The organism is Gabonibacter massiliensis, from assembly GCA_001487125.1.
Classification (GTDB): Bacteria; Bacteroidota; Bacteroidia; order Bacteroidales; family Marinifilaceae; genus Gabonibacter; species Gabonibacter massiliensis.
Genome location: LN913012.1, coordinates 193,943 through 215,949, shown reverse-complemented (window position 1 = coordinate 215,949; position 22,007 = coordinate 193,943). Strand labels below are relative to the sequence as shown.

General features: G+C 41.7%; 18 protein-coding genes. 5 read left to right on the top strand and 13 right to left on the bottom strand.

The features are described from left to right. Positions 1 to 33: 33 nt before the first annotated feature. From tilS to BN3283_RS03185, 4 genes are all read left to right on the top strand, one after another. A complete protein-coding gene (gene tilS / locus BN3283_RS03200) occupies positions 34 to 1,389 on the top strand; it encodes a tRNA lysidine(34) synthetase TilS (RefSeq protein ID WP_059025617.1) in 1,356 nt (451 codons plus the stop codon). Between the two features lie 256 nt (positions 1,390 to 1,645). Then, a complete protein-coding gene (gene gap, locus BN3283_RS03195) occupies positions 1,646 to 2,650 on the top strand; it encodes a type I glyceraldehyde-3-phosphate dehydrogenase (RefSeq protein ID WP_059025616.1) in 1,005 nt (334 codons plus the stop codon). 88 nt (positions 2,651 to 2,738) lie between these two features. Then, entirely contained in the window at positions 2,739 to 3,536 is a 798-nt protein-coding gene (locus BN3283_RS03190) for a patatin-like phospholipase family protein (RefSeq protein ID WP_052634359.1), read from the top strand. 72 nt (positions 3,537 to 3,608) lie between these two features. Further along, the gene (locus BN3283_RS03185) at positions 3,609 to 4,931 is read left to right on the top strand and encodes a DEAD/DEAH box helicase (RefSeq protein ID WP_059025615.1); all 1,323 of its coding nucleotides are present in this window, start codon (positions 3,609 to 3,611) and stop codon (positions 4,929 to 4,931) included. 31 nt (positions 4,932 to 4,962) lie between these two features. On the opposite strand, the gene BN3283_RS03180 is transcribed toward BN3283_RS03185, so the two are convergent. From BN3283_RS03180 to argS, 6 genes are read right to left on the bottom strand one after another with little or no spacing between them, the layout of a single operon-like run. Then, a complete protein-coding gene (locus BN3283_RS03180) occupies positions 4,963 to 5,736 on the bottom strand; it encodes an inositol monophosphatase family protein (RefSeq protein ID WP_059025614.1) in 774 nt (257 codons plus the stop codon). 12 nt (positions 5,737 to 5,748) lie between these two features. Beyond that, complete coding sequence (locus tag BN3283_RS03175; RefSeq protein WP_041502147.1) at positions 5,749 to 6,711, bottom strand: FKBP-type peptidyl-prolyl cis-trans isomerase; 963 nt, start codon at positions 6,709 to 6,711, stop codon at positions 5,749 to 5,751. A gap of 36 nt (positions 6,712 to 6,747) precedes the next feature. Further along, complete coding sequence (locus BN3283_RS03170) at positions 6,748 to 7,764, bottom strand: FKBP-type peptidyl-prolyl cis-trans isomerase (RefSeq protein WP_059025613.1); 1,017 nt, start codon at positions 7,762 to 7,764, stop codon at positions 6,748 to 6,750. 11 nt (positions 7,765 to 7,775) lie between these two features. Next, entirely contained in the window at positions 7,776 to 8,618 is an 843-nt protein-coding gene (locus BN3283_RS03165) for a histidinol-phosphatase (RefSeq protein WP_059025612.1), read from the bottom strand. Between the two features lie 2 nt (positions 8,619 to 8,620). Beyond that, positions 8,621 to 9,133, bottom strand: a complete 513-nt coding sequence (locus BN3283_RS03160; protein ID WP_059025611.1) for a flavin reductase family protein — start codon at positions 9,131 to 9,133, stop codon at positions 8,621 to 8,623. Positions 9,134 to 9,144: 11 nt separating this feature from the next. Next, complete coding sequence (gene argS / locus BN3283_RS03155; protein WP_059025767.1) at positions 9,145 to 10,932, bottom strand: arginine--tRNA ligase; 1,788 nt, start codon at positions 10,930 to 10,932, stop codon at positions 9,145 to 9,147. Positions 10,933 to 11,155: 223 nt separating this feature from the next. Here argS and BN3283_RS03150 point away from each other — a divergent pair, with 223 nt between their 5' ends. After that, positions 11,156 to 12,304 (top strand): alpha/beta hydrolase family protein, encoded by a 1,149-nt coding sequence (locus BN3283_RS03150; RefSeq protein WP_059025610.1) that lies wholly within the window; start codon positions 11,156 to 11,158, stop codon positions 12,302 to 12,304. Between the two features lie 68 nt (positions 12,305 to 12,372). Here the strand turns inward: BN3283_RS03150 and BN3283_RS03145 are convergent, their stop codons facing one another. The 7 genes from BN3283_RS03145 to BN3283_RS03115 all read right to left on the bottom strand — a co-directional run bounded on the left by BN3283_RS03145 (position 12,373) and on the right by BN3283_RS03115 (position 22,000). Beyond that, the gene (locus tag BN3283_RS03145) at positions 12,373 to 13,644 is read right to left on the bottom strand and encodes a TolC family protein (RefSeq protein ID WP_041502152.1); all 1,272 of its coding nucleotides are present in this window, start codon (positions 13,642 to 13,644) and stop codon (positions 12,373 to 12,375) included. A gap of 68 nt (positions 13,645 to 13,712) precedes the next feature. Continuing rightward, positions 13,713 to 16,748: an efflux RND transporter permease subunit gene (locus BN3283_RS03140; protein ID WP_041502153.1), complete on the bottom strand. Its 3,036-nt coding sequence runs from the start codon at positions 16,746 to 16,748 to the stop codon at positions 13,713 to 13,715. A gap of 12 nt (positions 16,749 to 16,760) precedes the next feature. Continuing rightward, positions 16,761 to 17,810: an efflux RND transporter periplasmic adaptor subunit gene (locus tag BN3283_RS03135; RefSeq protein ID WP_059025609.1), complete on the bottom strand. Its 1,050-nt coding sequence runs from the start codon at positions 17,808 to 17,810 to the stop codon at positions 16,761 to 16,763. 244 nt (positions 17,811 to 18,054) lie between these two features. After that, positions 18,055 to 18,831, bottom strand: a complete 777-nt coding sequence (locus BN3283_RS03130; RefSeq protein WP_059025608.1) for a 3'-5' exonuclease — start codon at positions 18,829 to 18,831, stop codon at positions 18,055 to 18,057. A gap of 30 nt (positions 18,832 to 18,861) precedes the next feature. Then, positions 18,862 to 19,986, bottom strand: a complete 1,125-nt coding sequence (dnaN, locus tag BN3283_RS03125) for a DNA polymerase III subunit beta (protein WP_059025607.1) — start codon at positions 19,984 to 19,986, stop codon at positions 18,862 to 18,864. A 17-nt stretch (positions 19,987 to 20,003) separates the two neighbouring features. Beyond that, positions 20,004 to 21,395: an aminopeptidase P family protein gene (locus BN3283_RS03120; RefSeq protein ID WP_059025606.1), complete on the bottom strand. Its 1,392-nt coding sequence runs from the start codon at positions 21,393 to 21,395 to the stop codon at positions 20,004 to 20,006. Positions 21,396 to 21,592: 197 nt separating this feature from the next. Beyond that, positions 21,593 to 22,000 (bottom strand): hypothetical protein, encoded by a 408-nt coding sequence (locus BN3283_RS03115; RefSeq protein ID WP_041502158.1) that lies wholly within the window; start codon positions 21,998 to 22,000, stop codon positions 21,593 to 21,595. Positions 22,001 to 22,007: the final 7 nt, after the last annotated feature.

Here is a 22,007-nt window from a genome sequence, read left to right as displayed (position 1 = left end):
GCTATTTTAGTCTATCATTAGAACGAGAAAATCATGATAGAGACAATTAATCATTTTCTGGAAGAGCATTCCATCGACAAAAACGCCGGTTTTATCATTGCGGTAAGCGGAGGAGCTGATTCAATAGCCTTACTACATGCATTTAAATACTTAAATATCAAAATATTGGCACTACACTGCAACTTTAATTTGCGTGGAAGAGAATCCAATATGGACGAACAATTCGTCAAGCGATTTTGTGACACTTACGGAATCCCTCATAGCGTCAAAAAATTCGATACGCTCGCTTACGCCAAAAGCAAAGGAATAAGTATTGAAATGGCTGCCAGAGAATTGCGATACAATTGGTTTGAAGAAGTCCGTCAGAAAAAAAACATGGACTATATCGTGGTGGGACATCATGCCGATGACCTGGCTGAAACTATTTTTATCAATTTCTGCCGGGGAACCGGCATTAAAGGACTCTCCGGAATCCGTCCGATAAACGGACGGATATTACGTCCTCTATTAAACCGCTCTAAAAATGAAATCATCGATTATATTACTCTCAATAAGTTAGGGTACCGTGTTGACTCAACGAACAACACGTTAGATTACGTACGAAACAAAATCCGCCACCTTATTATTCCCGTATGCAAAGACATCAATCCCTCCTTTTTAAAAACCGTACAGGAAAATTGTCAGGCGATGCGTGAAGTCGAACAAATCTATCTACACGGTATAAAACAGTTGAAACGACAAATCATGTCCGAAGAAAACGGAGAGATACTAATCCATATCCAACAGACGTTAGATTCACCTGCACCTTATACTTTATTATACGAGATATTAAAACCTTACGGATTTAATACCACTCAGGTAAAAGATATATTAGAAAGTAACGATTCCATCCCCGGGAAACAATTTCAAGCGGAAGAGTACTTATTGACCAAAGGACGCACGTACTGGAGATTATTTAATATCCTTGAAAAAGAAGACGAACATACTCTAATGGCCGACAACGGTACTTATTATTTAAATAACGTCACTTTTACGTTGGATGAAACGGAGGTCACTCCCGAGTTTGAAATACCCAAAGAAAGCCATATCGCCTGTTTCGATTTAGATAAAATCAATTATCCTCTTATCGTACGTCATTGGGCTACAGGAGACTGGTTTTGTCCATTAGGAATGAAAAGAAGCAAAAAGAAATTGAGTGATTTATTTACCGATTTAAAGTTCAGCGCAAAGCAAAAAAAAGAATGCCTTATCATCCAATCCGGAAAAGACATCGTTTGGGTCGTGGGACATCGTTTGGACGATCGTTATAAAATTACTCCCGGCACCAAAAAAGCTTTAATAATAAAAGTCTCAGCCAAACCTCAAGGAGAAAAACAGGCAAAAAATTAAAAAAGAGGCCTCAGCCTCTTTTTAACACACTAACAATAAATTTACTACACTTATAAAAGCAAAAAACATTTCTTAGATTGCGTGGGCAAAGATAGTAATTTAAAACGTTTGCGCAAATTTTTTTAAGAAAAAAAACGTTCGCGTATAACAATTCCAAAACTTCTTTGTTTTTCATTTTTTTATCCATACTTTTGTATGAAAATAAGAGAATGATAAGAATAATAACATCATTATTAACCGATTAATATAATTAGAAATGTCAAAGATTAAAGTTGGTATTAACGGATTCGGACGTATTGGTCGTTTGGTTTTCCGTGCAGCTATGGGTAGAAACGATATTGAAATCGTAGGGATTAATGACCTTATCGACGTGGAGTACATGGCGTATATGCTTAGATACGATACCATGCACGGACGTTTTAATGGAACGATCGAAGTGAAAGACGGCAAATTAGTTGTAAACGGGCAAGCTATTCGCGTTACGGCTGAAAAAGACCCAGCCAATTTAAAATGGAACGAGGTAGGAGCTGAATATGTTGTAGAATCTACCGGATTATTCTTGACAAAAGAAAAAGCCGAAGCTCATTTAAAGGCCGGAGCAAAACGTGTTGTAATGTCAGCACCTTCAAAAGACGATACCCCCATGTTCGTTATGGGTGTAAATCATAAATCTTACTCCGGGCAGACTATCGTATCCAACGCTTCTTGTACGACCAACTGTCTGGCTCCGTTAGCAAAAGTAATCCACGACAAATTCGGCATTGTTGAAGGTTTGATGACTACTGTACACGCCACTACCGCAACTCAAAAGACAGTTGACGGTCCCTCTGCCAAGGATTGGAGAGGCGGACGTGCTGCTGCCGGTAATATCATACCTTCCTCTACAGGAGCAGCTAAAGCCGTGGGCAAAGTAATTCCCGAATTAAACGGCAAGTTGACAGGTATGTCATTTCGGGTTCCGACGCTTGATGTTTCCGTGGTTGATTTAACTTGTCGTTTGGAGAAACCGGCAACTTACGATGAAATTAAGGCTGCCATGAAAGAAGCTTCTGAAAACGAATTAAAAGGAATCTTAGGATACACGGAAGAAGATGTTGTTTCATCCGATTTCTTAGGTGACGCCCGTACTTCCATATTCGACGCAAAAGCAGGTATCGCATTGAATCCCAACTTCGTAAAACTGGTCTCTTGGTATGACAACGAATGGGGGTATTCAAACAAAGTAATCGAATTAATCGCTCATATGGCGACCGTAAAATAAATACGAAAAGAGCCGGTTATAAACCGGCTCTTTTTTTCAACCATTCTCTTTCATTCCCGTATAGTAAATAAGCAACATTATATATTCTATGGATATAATCAAGGAAAAAAGACCCTATCATTTGGGGTTAGTCTTAAGTGGAGGAGGGGCAAGAGGTTTTGCACACTTGGGAGTATACAAGGCCATGCAAGAATTAGGGATCAAACCCGATATTATTTCCGGTACCAGTGCCGGAGCTATTGCCGGAGTCATGATCGCCTCCGGACATACGGCAGAAGAATCGCTTTCGTTCTTTATAGGAACCAAGATGTTAGACTTCGCTCGTCCTGTTGTCTCCAAGATGGGCGTTATGATGATGGGCGGCATGGAAAAACGATTGTCCGAATTCATTCAAGTAGAAACTTTCGACCAACTCCAAATTCCTTTAGTCGTCACGGCGACTAACATGAATTTAGGTGTTCCCGCTCACTTCAATAGCGGCAAGGTCATTCCATCGGTCGTGGCATCTTCATCCGTCCCTATCGTATTCGTACCTACGGTTATCGACAATCAACAATACGTGGACGGCGGTGTTTTTATGAATTTACCGGTACGTCCGATTCGCGATTTATGCGATATCATTATCGGAGTCCATATCGATCCGGTTGAACCCAGTGATCACATTAAAAATTTAGTACATCTCGCAGAGCGCTCCTTCCACATGGGAATCCTTTCCAACATGAATATCGATGCTAAAAGTTGCGATATTCTGATCATGCCCAAACATATCAGTCAATACAGTATGTTCGATCTGAACAATACGGAAAAAATTTTCGACGAAGGCTATAAGGAAGCCATGATTATGTTTAAACGCCCCAAAACAATGGCCACTTTGGGACTAAACTGACCGAATAATCAGTCGTATCTGTTTTAAACCGAAAAGTAAATATTACTTTTGTCGAAAATTTATATCATACTAATGCCACCTATAGACGACACTTTTCGGGATATATTGCAATCGCTCGGAATTGCAACCTTAAACGAGATGCAAATCCAAGCCATCGAAGCTCAACGAAATAACAGGGATATCCTTCTGTTATCCCCGACCGGCTCCGGAAAAACGTTAGCTTTTTTACTTCCTCTTTTAGAAAAATTATCAAGCGACAAAAAGGAGATACAAGCATTGATTCTCACCCCCTCCCGAGAGTTGGCACTCCAAATCGAATCCGTATTTCGCTCTCTAAGAAGTTCCTATCGGGTGGTATGTTGTTACGGCGGACACGATATTCAAGTTGAAGAGAGAAGTCTCGTTTACCCTCCGGCTTTACTCATAGGTACTCCCGGACGGCTATTAGACCATATCGATCGGCAAACTATCGATTTAAAAGAGGTACACACGATTATCCTGGATGAATTCGATAAATCGCTTGAATTCGGATTTATTGAAGATATGAGAGAAATATTTGCCTGCTTACACGGAATTCGGCAGCGGATTCTCACTTCTGCTACTTCGGCCGTTGAGATCCCCGTATTTGTCGGGATAAAATCGCCTCACGCGATTAATTTTTTAGAAAAAACACCTTTGGGTAAATTAGAAATAAAAACCGTCTATTCAGGAGATCCGGACAAACTTACTACCCTATACCGATTGTTAGGCGAGTTAAACGGGTCCCCGACCCTTATTTTTTGTAATTACAGAGAACATGCCGAACGGATTAGCACCTATCTTCGGAAACAGGCGGTGGAAAACGAGTTTTTTCACGGCGGACTGGAACAAGCGGAAAGGGAAAGAGTTCTATGCAAATTCCGGAACGGCAGCACGACCATCCTAATCTCTACCGATTTAGCTGCCAGAGGATTAGATATACCTGAAATAGAATACATCATCCATTATCATTTCCCGGATACGGAAGAGGCCTTTATCCACCGTAACGGACGTACAGCCAGGATGAAAGCTTCGGGAACTGCTTTTGTTCTCATAGGAGAATCGGAAATATTTCCTGCCTATCTCCCGGAAATTCCGGAGGTATATCGTTTATCCGGCAAAAATAAGATTCCCCCGAAACCGGAATGGAATACCTTATACATCGGAAAAGGAAAAAAAGATAAACTGAGCAAAATGGATATCGTCGGTTTCCTCTGTCAAAAAGGGAATTTACATAAAGAGGAGATCGGACGTATCGAAATAAAAGATTTTCATGCTTTTGCGGCCATTAAACGAAACAGGATACGAAAAACCCTCTCCCTTATTCGGAATGAAAAAATCAAAAACATGAAAACAAAATTCGCCATCTCCTTCTAAGAAAAACGAGGAGGCAGGCCTCCTCGTTTTTTCATTTTACATATTCTTGCATTTTTGTAATCAGATGAATGTTTCCGGCCATTATGGCAATCCCCCTGTTTTCCCGAAAAGAGCGGATTTCTCCCCCGGCCTCCCGTACGATAAGCTCTCCGGCACACACATCCCAAGGATGCAGTCCCAATTCCCAATAAGCATCCAAAAATCCGGCAGCCACACAACACAGGTCGTAAGCAGCCGATCCCAATCGCCGGATTCCACGGATACGCGGAAGAATACGAGCTAAATTAGCGGCATTATTATCCGGATTTACATCCTTATCGTATGGAAAACCTGTTCCCAATACACTATGGGCCAAATCCTTCTTGCCCGATACACGAATAGAGATTCCGTTCCTAAAAGCGCCTTTCCCCCGGATCGCCGTATACATTTCATCCAGATAGGGAGCGTATACCACACCTAAAAGGGATTCTCCCTTGTAGGTCAATCCGATAGACACGCAAAAAACAGGAAGCCCCTGACTGTAATTATTTGTTCCATCCAATGGATCCACAATCCACAAGTAATCACTATGAACATCATGCGCTCCGCTCTCCTCCCCCAACACGCCATGAGCCGGAAAAGAGGCATTTATTCGCTCCAACAAAAAGGTTTCACATAACTTATCCACCTTAGTCACCACATCGAAAACATTCGATTTGGTCTCAATTCCCAAATTATCACCTCTAAAATAGGAGCGTTGCATACCTCCGACCTCTTTCGCCCAGCCGACAACAAGTTCCAGTGTACTTTTCAAATCCAGGTCCATCTCTTTACTTCTTTATTTTTTGGCAATTTTTTCTTTAATTTCCAACTGATAAATAATAGTTGAATAAGGAGGAATCCCTCTAAAAAGTTTATCTTCATAAGCCATACCGTAAGGCACGATAATATCGGCTTTATCACCGACTTTCAATAACGGAAAACTTAATCTCAAACCATCTATTAAATCGCTTACCAACCACTTCACCGACTTATTTCCCTCGAGCTTTATAATTTGTCTTAAGTTATCCCGATCTCTCACTTCATCCAAAAGATAGGCAGCACACACAACGCGCACACTGTCTTTCGCCCCAATGTTTTCTCCCTCCGAATCCAATGTCGTCCGCACAATATAGGTTGTCGTATCGCCACTTTTCACATCCAAAATGTTTTCCCGAGGAATATTCGAATAGACCTCATCCATATACCGTTTAATCATCTCTTTCTCATAGGAGAACAGGTCTTTTCCCACGACTTTCTCCACCTTCATATCATACAGATGGGTAATTCCGTTACTGTACATCACCGGAGAGGGTACAAGTAAATTTCCTTTTTTACCTTCACCGACATATCCGGCTAACAATCCCACGAAACTACCGTCTCCCACCCGGCAATATACCGGCCCCCCGTAAGGAAAAGTAGCGGTAAATCCGCTACCCGCGGCTTTAGCCGGATCCGTCGTATCGAATATATACCCGTTCAAGTTCGTCAGATCATAATTGACCAATACCCACTCTTTATCTTCCGCAACCGTTCCGGTCCGATCGTTATTGAACACATACATATCCGCGATATGCTGACTTTGTTCCGATACAGGTATTTTTATTATCTCTGTTTTGGCGTTTTTATCAAGATAAGCTTCGATATTCTTTTGTTCTTGAGCAAGAACCTTTTTAATATCGATCGTATCTACACCATCCGAACAACCTGCGAATATACCCATCAGCAAGCCTAAACCCCAGATTAAATTGTTTTTTTTCATTTCCGTTTTTTTTAGTTGTTATTAAAATACCATCTGTCATGGTTCATTACCTCTCCCTGTCTCCGGATTTTCCGGAGGAGTAAATATACCTACCCTCTTTACCTTCAACGTGTATACCAAAGTTGAAAAAGAAGGTATTAAAATTTGTCCGCTCGCACTCTTCACCCCTGCACGCCCGTACCCCAGCACATGAGGTACGATTATCGTAGCTTCATCGCCTTCGTGCAAATAAGTCAAAGCCTTCGCGTAAACCTCCAATATCGTCCCGTTTCTCGGGGCCAAAGGATGAATCATCGTCACGCTGTCCCAGACTTCATACTGCTTTAATAATCCCTCGGTCAAAACGTATGCCTCATGCGAAATCGAAACCGTATCTCCCTCCTTGATCACAGAGACGCCACTTCCCTGGTGTGTCATCACCAAATAGGCAATCGAATCGTTTCGCCTTATCTCGACAGGCTCGCCGATCTTGTCTTGGATGTGATTGTCTATATAAGATTGAATTAAAGCATCTTCATACCCTTTGAAATCCGGAATAACCCGTTTTATCTGAAGCTTATACAATAGCGACTTTCCGTTCTGACTACCTAATTTAGAGGGAACGATCATCTCTCCCGTTTTACCCTCTCCGATGTACTTCAACGCCTCCCCGATATAATTGAACTTATTCGCCGTATCGAGCACATTATATACCGGTCCCCCCATCGCATAGGTCCTGACATAAGTTGAATCCAGTTTTTGTTGCGGATCGGTAGAGTCCATGTATTTCCCGTTCAAGTCCAATACGTCATAATCGATCAGGGCGTATTCATCCTCTTTTACCAAAGTTCCCGTCTTATCATTATTAAAAATATAGATAGAATCTATAGGCAAACCTTTTACGGAATAAAAACACACCGTAGTAACGGGAGTCGTAACATTTTCCCTCAAATACTCCCGAATATCAACGGATTCTTTCTCCAGAACATCAATCAGGTCATCCTCTTTTTCTTCGGAACAACTCCAAAAGCTCAGCATCAGCACGCATACCGATAAAATACAATACTTTCCCATACTTGTTTTTATTAAACCGTTATCTCTGTTTCTTCCCAAAATCCTTTTCGTAAATGTACCGTACTCCGAATCCCGGCCTCCCGCAACAACCCAAATACTTCCGCCCTGCCCTGATTGATTTTTTCAGGCTCATGAGCATCGGAATTAACCATCAAGGGTATCTTCAACTCCCTCAATTCTTTAAAATAACGCACGTCCGGAAATAACATTCCTCTCCGCCCATAGGCTTTCGTGTTGATCTCCATCATCACTCCCTTCTCTGCAATCACCCTCAAATAATCCATCATCATGTTTCGAAACCAGTTGCTGTCCACTATTTCCGGATCGCAAAGCGAACCGTTCATCGCCACCTTATCCGCGTGGGCAACGAAATCGAAGCCGCCCAACTCAACCATCCGCATCGAAGCCTGAAAATAATTCTTTATCAACAGCTTCAAATCTCCAGCGAACACCTTATCCAAATTCCTCCGGAAATCCTCGACTCTTCCATCCATGTCCATCATTTCTCCTCTTTCCGGATTTACCACATAATGAACGGAACCGATACGATAATCCAACGGCAATTGTTGAAAATAAAGGGAAGAAGGTCCGTATTCATCATTCAAATAATCAATTTCCAACCCTACATATACCTCAAGCATTGAGGCATATATTCGTTTAAGCCTTTGCATTTCCCGTAAATAATTCCCCACCTCACTCCGTTTCAAAGACCAGTCGGTCTCAAACGGCAACGGGGAATGGGAAGAGATTCCGTAACTATGAAATCCTGCTTCTATCGCCGCTTTTACAAAATCTTCCGCAGGTGCTCTTCCGTCACAAAAAGTACAATGACTATGATAATTACATAAATCCATTCTTACTTTTTCATCCAGGCGTTAACAATTTCACCCACGTATATTTTATGAAAATCTTTTTCAGGATAGCTTTCCGTTATCGGCGTTTTCTCCCAAAAAGCATCTTCCTTTAACCAATCCGCGTATATTTTTTTACATTCCAAAACCAATCGGGCCTCTTCAAAAAAAGGATTCCCCAATAGCGTAAATCCGGGAGTCAATCCACTCTTCTCTATCTTATTCGCACACCTACCCGAAATCGAACCGCATACATTCAATGCTTTCCGATTCTCTTTTCCCAAAAAGTCAAGCGTAAAATAGGCATTATTTTCCATAAATTCAAACGTGTATCGCTGCGGACGCACGAAAACGGTCACGACGGGCTTGTTCCACAAAAAACCCATCATACCCCAACTTGCCGTCATCATATTAAAACGATCGGCATTACCGGCAGCAATCAGCATCCACTCCTCACCGATTAATTTTATGGCATTCTCCTGAATGACCTTAGGATCTATTTTTTGAAGCATATTCATTTCCCTTCCGTTTACATTCTTTCCGGCATTTCGATACCCAACATACCCATAGCGCTTTTTATAGCCTCACTGCATTGCCGGGCCAACAACAATCGGATATTCCGAACAGCCACGTTATCCTCCTTCAAAATAGAGTAATCGTGATAAAACTGATTAAACTCCTTGGCCAGCTCGTACGCGTAATTTCCCAATACGGCAGGACTATAATTGTCTCCGGCCTCTTTTACAACCGAAGGCAATTTAGCTATTAACTTAATCAGATTCTGTTCCTTTTCCGTCAACGGAGTATGGATATCTCCCGGTTCAACCGTAATTCCTGCTTCCGCCGCTTTACGCAATACCGACTTAATCCTCGTATAGGTATATTGAATAAAAGGTCCCGTATTCCCGTTAAAATCAATCGATTCTTTCGGATTGAACATCATCGTCTTCTTGGGATCCACCTTTAAAATAAAATATTTTAAAGCACCTAAAGCAACTTTACGATACACCTCTTCTGCCTCCTCTCTGGAATAACCTTCCAACTTCCCCAACTCCTCCGAAGTTACCCGTGCGGTATGAATCATCTCCGCAATAAGATCATCGGCATCGACCACGGTACCTTCCCTTGATTTCATTTTTCCCTCGGGCAATTCCACCATTCCATAAGAGAGGTGTTTGATTTTATCCGCCCACTCGAAACCTAATTTTTTACAAATCAGTGATAATACTTGGAAATGGTAGTTCTGCTCATTACCCACGACATAGATCTCCTGATCGATATTAAATTCATTAAAACGATCGTAAGCCGTTCCAATATCTTGGGTCATGTAAACGGACGTGCCGTCATCCCGCAACAACAATTTGTGATCCAACCCGTCTCCTGTCAAATCCGCCCAAATGCTTCCCGTCTCTTTCTGATACAAAACTCCGTCAGCCAACCCTTTCAACACAAGATCACGCCCCTTTTTATAAGTTTCCGATTCGAAATAGATCTTATCGAAAGAGATCCCCATCAATTGATAGGTTTCATCAAATCCCTTCAATACCCAATCATTCATCATCCGCCACAAAGCCACAGTCTCATCGTCTCCAGCCTCCCATCTTCGCAACATCTCCTGAGCTTCCAACAAAATCGGAGCATTTTTCTTTGCCTCCTCTTCCGGCATTCCTTTTCCCACCAGCTCTTTTATTTGAGCTTTGTACTCTTTATCGAAACGTACATAATAATCACCCACGAAATGATCTCCTTTGGTTCCGGTGGATTCCGGTGTTGCTCCATTCGCGAATTTCTTCCAGGCTATCATACTTTTACAAATATGTATTCCCCTATCGTTTACCAAATTAGCCATAATCACCTCATGGCCGTTCGCCTTTTGGATTTCAGACACAGACCACCCCAACAAATTATTCCGTATATGACCCAAATGCAACGGTTTATTCGTATTAGGAGAAGAATACTCTATCATAATCGTCTTCCCGCTCTTCTCTTTTAAGTAGCCGAACCTCTTTTCTTCCGCAACTTCATTCAGCACCTCGAGCCAATAAGCAGAAGAGATCGTAACATTAAGGAAACCTTTAATAACATTGTATTCCTTGACCTCTTCTATATTCTGTTTCAAATACTCTCCCAATTCTTTCGCTGTCTCTTCAGGAGATTTTCGAGAATATCGGGTAAACGGAAAAACCACTACCGTCAAATCTCCGGCAAACTCTTTTCTCGTTTCCTGCAACTGAATATCCTTAGCTGTCAATTCAACCCCGTAACACGCCTTTACGGCCTCCAATACTTGCCGAGTAAGCATTTTTTCTATCGTCATATCGTTCAAACTTTTAAACCATTCACTAACATCCGCAAAAATACAATTTATCAAGATAATATCCGCAATTAATCGGAAAAAACACTTTTTCCCGCGATTATTTCCATTTTTGAACGAATGATCCGAACGAAAAATAAAAATCTTACCCTTCACCCGATAATTTATCCGATGCTGAATTTATATAATTTATTATATTTGAGCATCCATATGAAAAATATACATTATGAAAGAATTCTTCCTCTTTTCGGTTATCGGACTCATATTACTCTATTCCTGCTCCAAAGATGAAGAATCTGTCTCTCCCCACTACTTTGTATCGGTCATCCAGGAAAAAGAATTTTCCGTTGACGAGATAAAAAACAGATATCCTGAAATTTTCATTCGTTATTCGTCCTTATCCGTTCTTTTACAGAATATTCATGTCACGGCCATACGTTACCGGACAAAGGACTCCAAGAATCAGGACATTATTGCGTCCGGTGTTATCGCTTATCCTTCCAACAAAAAAATAACGGGAGTTACCAGCGTACAACACTCTTCTCTGTTTTTAAAATCACAAGCTCCTTCCCGCCAACTTCTCCATTTCGAGCTTGCTCCCGTTCTCTTTAAGCAAGTCGTTTTTATGTCGGACTACATCGGATTCGGAGAAACGGAACATCTATTCCATCCTTTCTTTCACAGCAACAGTACTGCCCAGTCCTGCATAGATATGATCAGGGCCGGCAAAGAGTACCTGCAATCCATTCGTTTTCCCGTCCCTGAAGAGATCTCCCTGATGGGATATTCACAAGGAGGAAACGCCACTCTCGCTTTATTGAAGAAAATCGAAGAAATACCCGCTACCGACCTAAAAGTCAAACAAACTTTTGCAGGAGGAGGTGCTTATGATTTGGAAGCTACCTACAACTGTTTTTTGAACCAAAATTATATCTCCCAACCCGCTTTTATACCCTATCTCCTCCTCGGTTTAAACACGGGTAACCATTTGCAGTTAGCTTGGAACGAGATTTTCATCTCTCCCGATCAGGTCATTTCCCTCTTTGACGGAAAACAAGATTTACCGGAAATAAACTCCCGATTAGGTCATCGGTTGGAAAACATTTTATCGCCTGCTTTCTTTTTGCCGGAGAAAAACAACTCCATAAAGAAACTGGAAAGAGCTTTAAAACAAAATTCTCTTGTTGACTGGACTCCGAACTCTTCCATCACGCTGATGCACTCTCCCGATGATACGTACGTACCCTACCTAAATGCCGAACATGCCTTTCAATCGTTCCGACGACACGGATGTAAGGTTAATTTTGTCTCCCTTCAAGGAGATCACGGCGATGCCGGAATTCAATTCTATTTACAGGTAGTACTCAAACTATAAAAACCTTATCCCTATCTTTCTAATCGTAATACCCTCAAATCCGAAACCGTGAATCTCCGCTCCCTAAGTCACTCGTACCCTCCCAATATTTTGACATATTCCGCCAAGGCCACCTTGTACTGATAATTCGCGGAAACCACACTCGTATATGCTTGCAACCAGGTCGCCTGGGATGAAAGCACATCCAATATCGGTAACTTTCCTTCGTTATAACTAAATGTATTTAACATTAAGTTTTCCCGGGAAATATCCAAGGTGGACTGTGCTATCTCCACTCGTTTGGCCGATTCATTCAACTTCACCCAGGCATTAGCTAACTCCTCTTTAATCTGATCTTCCACTTTACTGATCTCCAATTCCTTATAAACCTCCATGGCTCGATTCTGCTGTACATAGTGACGTTTCTCCCCCCAATTGAATACAGGCATACTCAATTTAGCAAAAGCTACCGTGGTAAAACGCTCTTTGCCGTCTACATTAATCATCGGTGTTCCCCATGCCTCTTTTAAGCCGATACTGAACTGAGGAAGATATTTTGCCCGCACTATTTTTGTTTGTTGTTTCGCCAGATTCAGGTTTTCCATGGCGATCAGAAAATCAGGGCGACGTTTCAAGGCCGTCTCAACAGGCTGTAACGCGGGAACAACCATCGGTTTCTGAATAGAATCAATGACAACAACCGTCTCCTCCAAAGTAACTCCCATCATAATCTTTAGCGATTGCATGGCTGTTTTAAAGTTCATGCCAGCCGTGGACAACTGTAATTCGGCCTCCTTTAACCGTGTCTTTACCATTAATACATCTGTTTTACTTATCGCACCCTCATCGAAACGTTTATTCACGATATCGTATAACTCACGTACAATCAATACAAACTCTTCCGATATCAGATAAAGGGTTTCGTTAGCAGCAACCGACCAATAGCTCAAATCTGCGGCATAAACAATATTATCCCTTGTCAAATCCTCACTCAACCGCGCAATAGCTTCCTGCAATCTCGCTGCATCCCGTTGCTTTTTCACTCCGCTTCCGGAATATATATTCTGGGAAGCCGTTGCGGTGGCGGAATAATTATTATGCTTCATATCAATCCCCTGCATAAACTCCACATCCTCGAATTGATAAGAATAATCTCCTCCTATCTGGACCTTGGGAAAAAAACCTGTCTTGATCGCTTTCAAAGCGGAAACGGCAGCTTTTACAGCTTCCCTCGACTGCTTTACATCTTGATTATACTCCAATACCTTTTGGCGATATTGTTCCAAGGTCAGCGTCAACGCTTGTCCGTTCACCGTAATAGCAGTCAACAGGATCGATATACTCAAAATAAATTGTTTCATATTTTTTTGTTTATGAATTTAGACGGTGACTCCCGACCCTGAAACCTCAAAAATCGGGATACCACGCCCTATCTTACTTTTATTCTAAAAATCAAACAATAAGTCACCGGCAATACGACTATGGTCAATAAACTGGCTATCAATAATCCGCCCATGATACAAGCGGCCATTCCCCCGAACATGGCATCGAACAACAAGGGCAGCATTCCCAAGATAGTCGTTCCTGAAGCCATCGTCACCGGTACGATCCTGGATTTTGTAGCCTGCAAAACAGCATCCAAAGGAGCCAAACCGTTTTCCTGTTCTATTCCTATCTGATCCACCAGCACAATAGCATTTTTTATATTCATTCCAACCAATCCCAACACGCCTAACAGGGCAAAAAAGTCAAACATTTTCCCCATCACTAACAATCCAAAAACGACACCTATAAAGATTAGCGGAACCATCAGTAAAATGACCGTCGGTTTTCGATAAGTACGGAACAGCAACAAAAGCACGATAAACATCAGTATCAAGGTCAGTGGCATGTTAGCAGCCAAAGCCTGATTTGATTCTTCTTGCGTCTCCTCCTCTCCAAAAACCTTCATCGCATAGCCTTCCGGCAGATCCATCTGCTTCACCTTGCTTAAGACCTTGGCAAAAGCAGCTTTCGTATTTACTCCTCTTTTCGCATCGCATTGGGCCATCATTACCCTATCCCGATTATAACGCTTGATAACATTAAAATTATAATCATAAGCAAAACTATCCACAACCTGAGCCAACGGGACGGTCAAACCTTTCGAAGTAAATACCGGTAAGGTTTTCATATTATCGAGATTCTTGGTATCCAATCCATCCTCTTTCAATAAAATCGGCATAAACAGGTCTTTTTCCCGATAATCCCCAAGCGCTAACCCATTGGTTGCAATCTTCAACGCGTAAGCAACGGATTGTCGAGTAATTCCCACCCGTTGTCCCCTCTCCTGAGAGTAAGCAGGCTCCCAAACCGGCACCTTATTTCCCCAACTGTTCCGCACATCAGTGACCATTCCGGTTTCCCGCATGATTTTCATGGTGCGATTGGTCAAAGCGACCAGGGTATCTATATTGTCCCCGATAAAACCGATTTCAATAGAGGCTTCTACGGCCGGAGAAAGTTTAAACAGAGAAGAACGGATCAATACATCCGGATAATTTTCCCGGACATAAGCATTCAATCTCTCCTCTAAAATAGGAGAATCAGACTTATCGTCCACTTCTATTAACAAATTACCGAAATTCGATTTCGGACCGAAAGAGGTACTGGCCAAATAATAACGTAACGGAGAACTGCCCACTGTTAAGGAGACATTTTTCACCTCCTTCTGTTTCATCAAATATCCCTCTATCTCCATCAATATTTTTTCCGATTCCCGAATACTATACCCTTCCGGCAAGAAACAATCTGCACGGAAATAGGGTTTATCCATATTCGGAAAAAAGTTTTGAGGCATGGCCCCCATAATATAAAGCGAAACGAAAAACAATATAATCACGGTAACAAGCGTTAATACCTTATGATGTATCAATTCTCGCAATACAGAGGTGAATTTATTATAAAATTTCGTATCATAAGGATCCTTCACCGCCTCACCGCTTCCTTCTTTCAAGATAAAATTACCGAATACAGTCGTCTGCGTCAATGCCAATATCCAACTCAATGCCAGAGAAACAGCCAACACGATAAACAAAGGCTTTACCATCTCCGCTACTGCCGAAGGAGCGAGATAGAGGGGTAAAAAGGAGAAGATTGCTATCAAGGTCGCCCCCAACAATCCCCACTGAGGAGAGGTCGCTCCTTTTATCAGAGCATCTCGCCGTCTCATTCCCTTTTTTATCAATATCTGGGCATTATCGGTGACGACAATGGCATTATCGACCAACATACCCATGGCAATAATAAAAGCCGCCAAAGAGGTCCTGTTTAATCCTACACCCATGAATTGCATGATTAACATGGTTCCGCCGATGGAAAATAACAAGGAAGAACCGATCAACACCCCTGCTCGAGTTCCCATAACGAGCAGGATAATCAGAATAACGATCACGACGGACTCTATCAGATTTAAAATAAATCCGTTGTTTGCTTCTCTTGCAATTTCATTCTCCGGATAAAGAGTTACCAATTCGATACCTACCGGCATCATCTCCACCAACTGGCTCAATTTAGCCTTCACCTTCTCTCCGGCCTTTACCACATCCATATCGGGTACCGTAGAGATACCGATTCCTATAGCCCGTTTACCATTCACCCGAATCAAACTGGAGGGCGGATCCAGATACCCCTTTTCCACGATCGTGATATCCCCCAAGCGAACTTGCTGTCCGGTTTCTGTCACAATTAATTGATTCCGGATATCGTCCAAAGTCTTATAAGTTCCATCGGCAAGGATTTTCAATTCAATATTCCCAGCCCTCTTTACCCCCGTGTTGATAAGTGAATTCTGGGATTTTATAGTATTGATCAACGTGTTTAGATTTAACCCGGAATTAGCTAATTTAGACATCGTTATAAAAACGTTTACAACTTCCGTTTGTTCCCCGAACAGCGCCACTTTTTGCACACCGTCTATCGTCACCAATTGAGTTTTCAATTTTTGTCCCCACTCTCTCAAATCGTGATAGCTAAATCCCTCGTCAGCCGTCAAACCGTAATATATGCCGAATACATCTCCAAAATCATCCGATACGCTAATTTGAGAAGCTCCCTGAGGCAGACTCGGTTGGATGTTCAATACTTTACGCCTCAATTCATCCCACATCTGAGGCATTTCATCCGGAGGGGTCGCAGGACTCAACTCAATTTTAATTTTAGACATTCCATAAAAAGACTCCGAATTTATTTTATGCACACGCCGCATAGACTGAATTTCCCGTTCTATAGGTTCCGTGATCAATTGTTCCACTTCAGCGGGTGTCGCTCCCGGATACTGCGTAATAATCACTGCCGTTTTAATTACAAAAGGAGAATCCTCTTTTTTCCCTAATAAATCAAACGACAAAACGCCTCCGATCATCAATATGGCCAGGAAAAAATAGATTACCTTCGTGTTATCCAGCGAATATTTTGCTATATTCATAATTTTTCCTTATTATTTTAATATTTTTACTTTCTGACCTTCCGTGATATAGTTAGCACCCGCTACTACAATGATATTATCGCTATTTAATCCTTTCTCCACGATCACCTTGTCATTACCGATCAATTGTCCGATTTCCACCGCCTGACTCTTTACCGTCTCCGAAGTCGCGTTGTATAACCACACGCATGTTTTACCCGTGTTCAAATCCTTAAAAAGAGCACTCATCGGCACGATATAACTACCTGCTACTGCCGTTTCGATCTTCAAGTTAACTTTACAGGAGAACCCGGGATAAATAGTATGTATATCCCTGGAAAAACGAGAATCATCAATGGACAATTTTACAGGAATACCCGTCCCGTCAGGAGAAGCATCGATAAACTCTTTTACTCGGGCTTTAAACCAAATCCCTTTATAAGTATCAAACTCAACCGTTACCGTCATCGGTACCCGAGTCAAATCCACACTTGTCTCCGGTAAGGTAAAACTGACAGCTAATTTGCGGGGATTCACCAATTTTATAATAGACTCTCCCGGCATCACTTTCTGATAATTCTCCACGAATTTTTTTTCCACGAACCCGTCGAAAGGAGCTCTCAATTTCGTATCCTCCAATGTATTTTGTGAAGTTTCATAAGCCGATTTTCCTTTAATGTAATTCGCCTCAGCTATCTCATAATCTTGTTTGGAAATGGCTTGCATAGCCAATAATTTCTTATTTCGCTCCAATTGAGATTTGGCCGTCAAATAGGCAGCCTTATTCGCTTCGTATTGTAACCGATAATCCAAGGGATCTACCCGTGCGATGATTTGATTCTTCTTTACTTTCTGTCCCTCTTCCACGTTCATTTCAATTAACGGACCCGATACTTTAAAAGCCAGATTGCTATATTCTTCCGCCTCAACGATCCCCGTATACACCTTATTGATAGCATCTAACGATTCTACTTTTACAACCTTCACTGGACGGATAATATCGGGAGCCGCATTATCCTTTTTCCCTTTACAAGAGATGCCCAGAAGTACGTATAAACCTACAATTGCCCATTTACACCTCATAAAACAAATTATTATTAGTTATTAATCCATTTCTTTACTACAAGGGCTACGTCTTTACAACTTCCATGCCAGAATCCCAATTAACGAAATAAAGCAAAAATTCAGATAAAGATTTCACCCAAATATATACAATACGAAATAAACCATAAAAAGTTCATCTATACACATTTTGAAATAAAAAACGTTCGATAGTGCCATCGAACGTTTTTTACTAATTATACGTATTCTATACTATTCATACGAATCACTTCATTAATCCGGCACTTCTTAATTTAATTTCAGTCAATATTTTTTTCGTATACAATGGAAATTCACTATTCAGCATCCAGGCAAAATACCCCGGTTGCTCTTTCAACACCTGAAGTACGGGAACTCCCTTATTTTTTCCAAAATTAAATACCTCAACCCCATTCTCATCATACACGATAAAACCGGCGAAATCCGCATTATTACTTTGCGACGAAAATTTACTCAAAAAATTAATATCATTTTCCAACTGCCCCTCATAACGTTCCAATTGAGATTGCAATACTTCATAAGTAGCCAAGGTATCCGCCGCAGCGGTATGTGCATCTTCCAAATTCTTATCACAATAAAAACGATAAGCCGCACTCAACGTACGTTGTTCCATCTTATGAAAAATAGTTTGTACATCCACAAATCTGCGTCTGCGCATATCAAAATCCACTCCCACCCTCAAAAACTCTTCTGCAAGCAGAGGAATATCAAAACGATTCGAATTATATCCTCCCAGATCACATCCTTCAATAAAACGGGCCAACTCTTTGGCTACTTCCTTAAAAACAGGACAATCCTTTACATCTTCGTCCTTAATACCGTGAATCGCTGTCGCTTGTTCTGGTATATGCATCTCCGGATTAATCCGGAGGGTCCTCTGTTCCTCTTTCCCATTAGGGTGAATTTTCAAAACAGATATTTCAACAATCTTGTCCTTGGCGATGTTAATACCCGTCGTTTCCAAATCAAAGAAAACGATCGGGCAGGTCAGTTTTAACTTCACAAACTTCCAATTTAAATTTCAAATAAGCTATTATACCATCATCGGCATCAATAGCATCAATAAATCCTCATCCTGATTATCGCTTTCATAAGGCAGGAAGAGACCGGGACGACTCGGATCCGATAACTCCAATACAAAATATTCCGTATTCAAATTAGCTAAGATTTCCAACACGAAAGGAGATTTAAACCCGATTGCCATCTCCTCTCCGTCATATTGGCACGAGATCGTTTCGTGTCCGGACATAGCATAATCCACATCCTGAGCCGAGATAACCATCGAACCTCTTGTCAAATCGAATTTCACCAAATTACTGGCTTGATTAGCCATCACGGAGACCCTTCTCAGGGTATTATACAACTCTTTCTTCTCAATAATAATTTTCTTGGGATTATTTTGAGGAATAACCGAATTATAATTAGGGAAACGTCCCTCCACAAGAGTACATATCATCTTGTAATCTCCGAAAATGAAACAGGCCATTTTTTCATTGAATTGCATTTTCAATTCGCTATCATCTTTCGGTAGAATATTCTTCAATAATAAAGAGGGTTTTTTCGGCAGGATCAAAGCCCGTTGCTCTCCATCCGTGCGAGCATCGAAACGCTTGTATCGTACCAATTTATGAGCGTCAGAAGCGACAAAAGTGAAATTTTCGGCGTTCATCTCAATCAGGATGCAGTTCATCACCGGACGGAGATCGTCGTTCGCCGTTGCAAAAACGGTCTTGGAGATCCCTTCTAACAACATGCCGCAATTGGTTACTAACGCGACCGAATTTTCATCCAAACCGGATTGTACCGGATAATCCTCCGCACTCTCTCCCATCACGGAAAACTCGCCCTTGTCGGAAATAATTGTTACTTTATGAGTCGCCTCATTGATATCAAAAGTCAAGGGTTGTTCCGGAAACTCCTTCAATATATCCAACAATAATTTAGCAGGAATGGTAATACTACCGGGAATCTCCAATTGTTCCAACTCTACACGGGCTTCCATGGTAGTTTCTTTATCGGATGCGGTAACATACAACCTATTGTCTTTAGCCACCAATAAAATATTATCCAGAATCGGCTGAGCAGGCTTTCCGCTAATGACGCGACTCACCGCTTGCAACCGAGAAAGAAAAGTGCTACTTGATATAACAAACTTCATATTATACGATTTTAAATTTACATTTGCATAGTATTTTCGACTTCTTCAACGGTAATCGGAGCACGACGATCTCCCATGCATTCACAACCGTTTTCCGTGATTAGGATATCGTCCTCCAAACGAATACCCCCGAAATCTTTATAAGCTTCGATCTTATCATACACTAAATAATCTTCATGCATGCCTTGTGCTCTCCACTGATCAATCAAAGCCGGAATAAAATAACAACCCGGTTCATCCGTAATAACAAAACCCGGTTGTAACATTCTTCCCATCCGTAAAGAAGAAGCACCGAACTGGTTAATCGGACGGGTAACCTCATCGTATCCCACGTATATCTGCCCCAAATCTTCCATATCATGCACGTCCAACCCCATCATATGACCTAAACCGTGAGGCATGAACAAGGCATGCGCACCGGCAGCAACCGCCTCATTCACATCTCCTTTCATCAATCCGAGATCCTTCAACCCCTGGGCCAATACCTTGCAGGCCTCCAGGTGTACATATTGATAAGTCACTCCCGGACGGGCAATTTCCATGGCCTTATTATTACAAGCCAGTACTATATTATAAATCTCTTTTTGCCTCTGGTTAAATTTTCCTCCGACAGGTACGGTACGCGTAAAATCCGAACAATAATTCATAACCGATTCGGCCCCGGCATCCGTCAGCATCATGCGTCCTTCCGTCAATATCTTACTGTGGTCATGATTATGCAAGGTCTCTCCATTTTGAGATAAAATAACAGGGAAAGAGACCATACTACCGTAAGAAGCGGCAATACCTTCGATCAAGCCGGCAATGTACTGTTCTTTCACTCCCGGTTGAGCGTGTTTCATCGCTGTCACGTGCATTTCGTATCCGATGTTACAAGCCCGGTTAATTTCATCAATCTCACACGGTTCTTTCACGGAACGCAAGGAGATAACAGCCTTAACCAACTCTAACGAAGCATAACTCTTCACCAAAGAGTGATGAATGCCCAGCAAATCCTCCAAAATAATCCTATTTCGATACCGATAAGGAGGTAAGAAATGAATTTTGCGTCCGGCAGCTATCGCCTCCTTCAAACAATCAGCTAATTTGGTAAAAGGTGCCGTATCAGCGACTCCGACACCAGCGGCCATATCTTTCACGGTCGGTTGGGGGCCCATCCAGATAATATCGTCCATATCCACATCGTTCCCGAAAATATACTCTTTACCGGAATCTACATCCAGCACCCCGGCAAAACCGGGCAAATTCAACCCGAAAAAATAAAGAAACGAGCTATCCTGTCTGAACTTATAGGTGTTATCCGTATAATTCGCAGGGGCTTCTCCATTACCGAGAATAAGTATCAAACCGCTACTCATTTTCTCGATAAGTCGCTTTCTTCTACTAACATACACGCTTTTATCAAACATATCTTATTGTTATTTTAATGAATAATTTTCAACGTCAGAAATGAGACGACAAGGTACTGATTTTTTTTAATAGATGAAAAAATTTATTTCCAAAATCACAAATTCCTCTCTTTTTAAACACAACCATTCCGGGATCAGGGAATTGAGTTCTTCTTTAACTCTCCAAGTCCCCCGATCCCGGAATTTATTTATTTTCTTCATTTTTTCCGCTGAAAAAGAAATGCCCCGAAAGGAAGACATATTCCGGCAATGACTACCTGATAAGCGCCATACAAAACCCGTACTTCCTCCGCCATCATCTCCCCGGTCAATGTCGTCGCAGCCCCCTCCTTATCCAAATAAATAACGATAATGCGCCATAACACCACAAAAGCCGCGGCCAAACTGAAACCCGAACCGATGTATACCCAACCCACACCCATATCTTCTCTCAATTTTCCCCTCAGCCCCAATAAAAAAGCGACGGCAAACATAATGAACGTGAACCAACCCGCCGACTGATATCCCATAATCGAACCATAAAGGTTTACTTCGTACCAAGGTAAAAAAGTAGCTATCATTCCGATGATCGCCATAATAAAAACAACTAATTTCTGTCTACTCATGATCTCT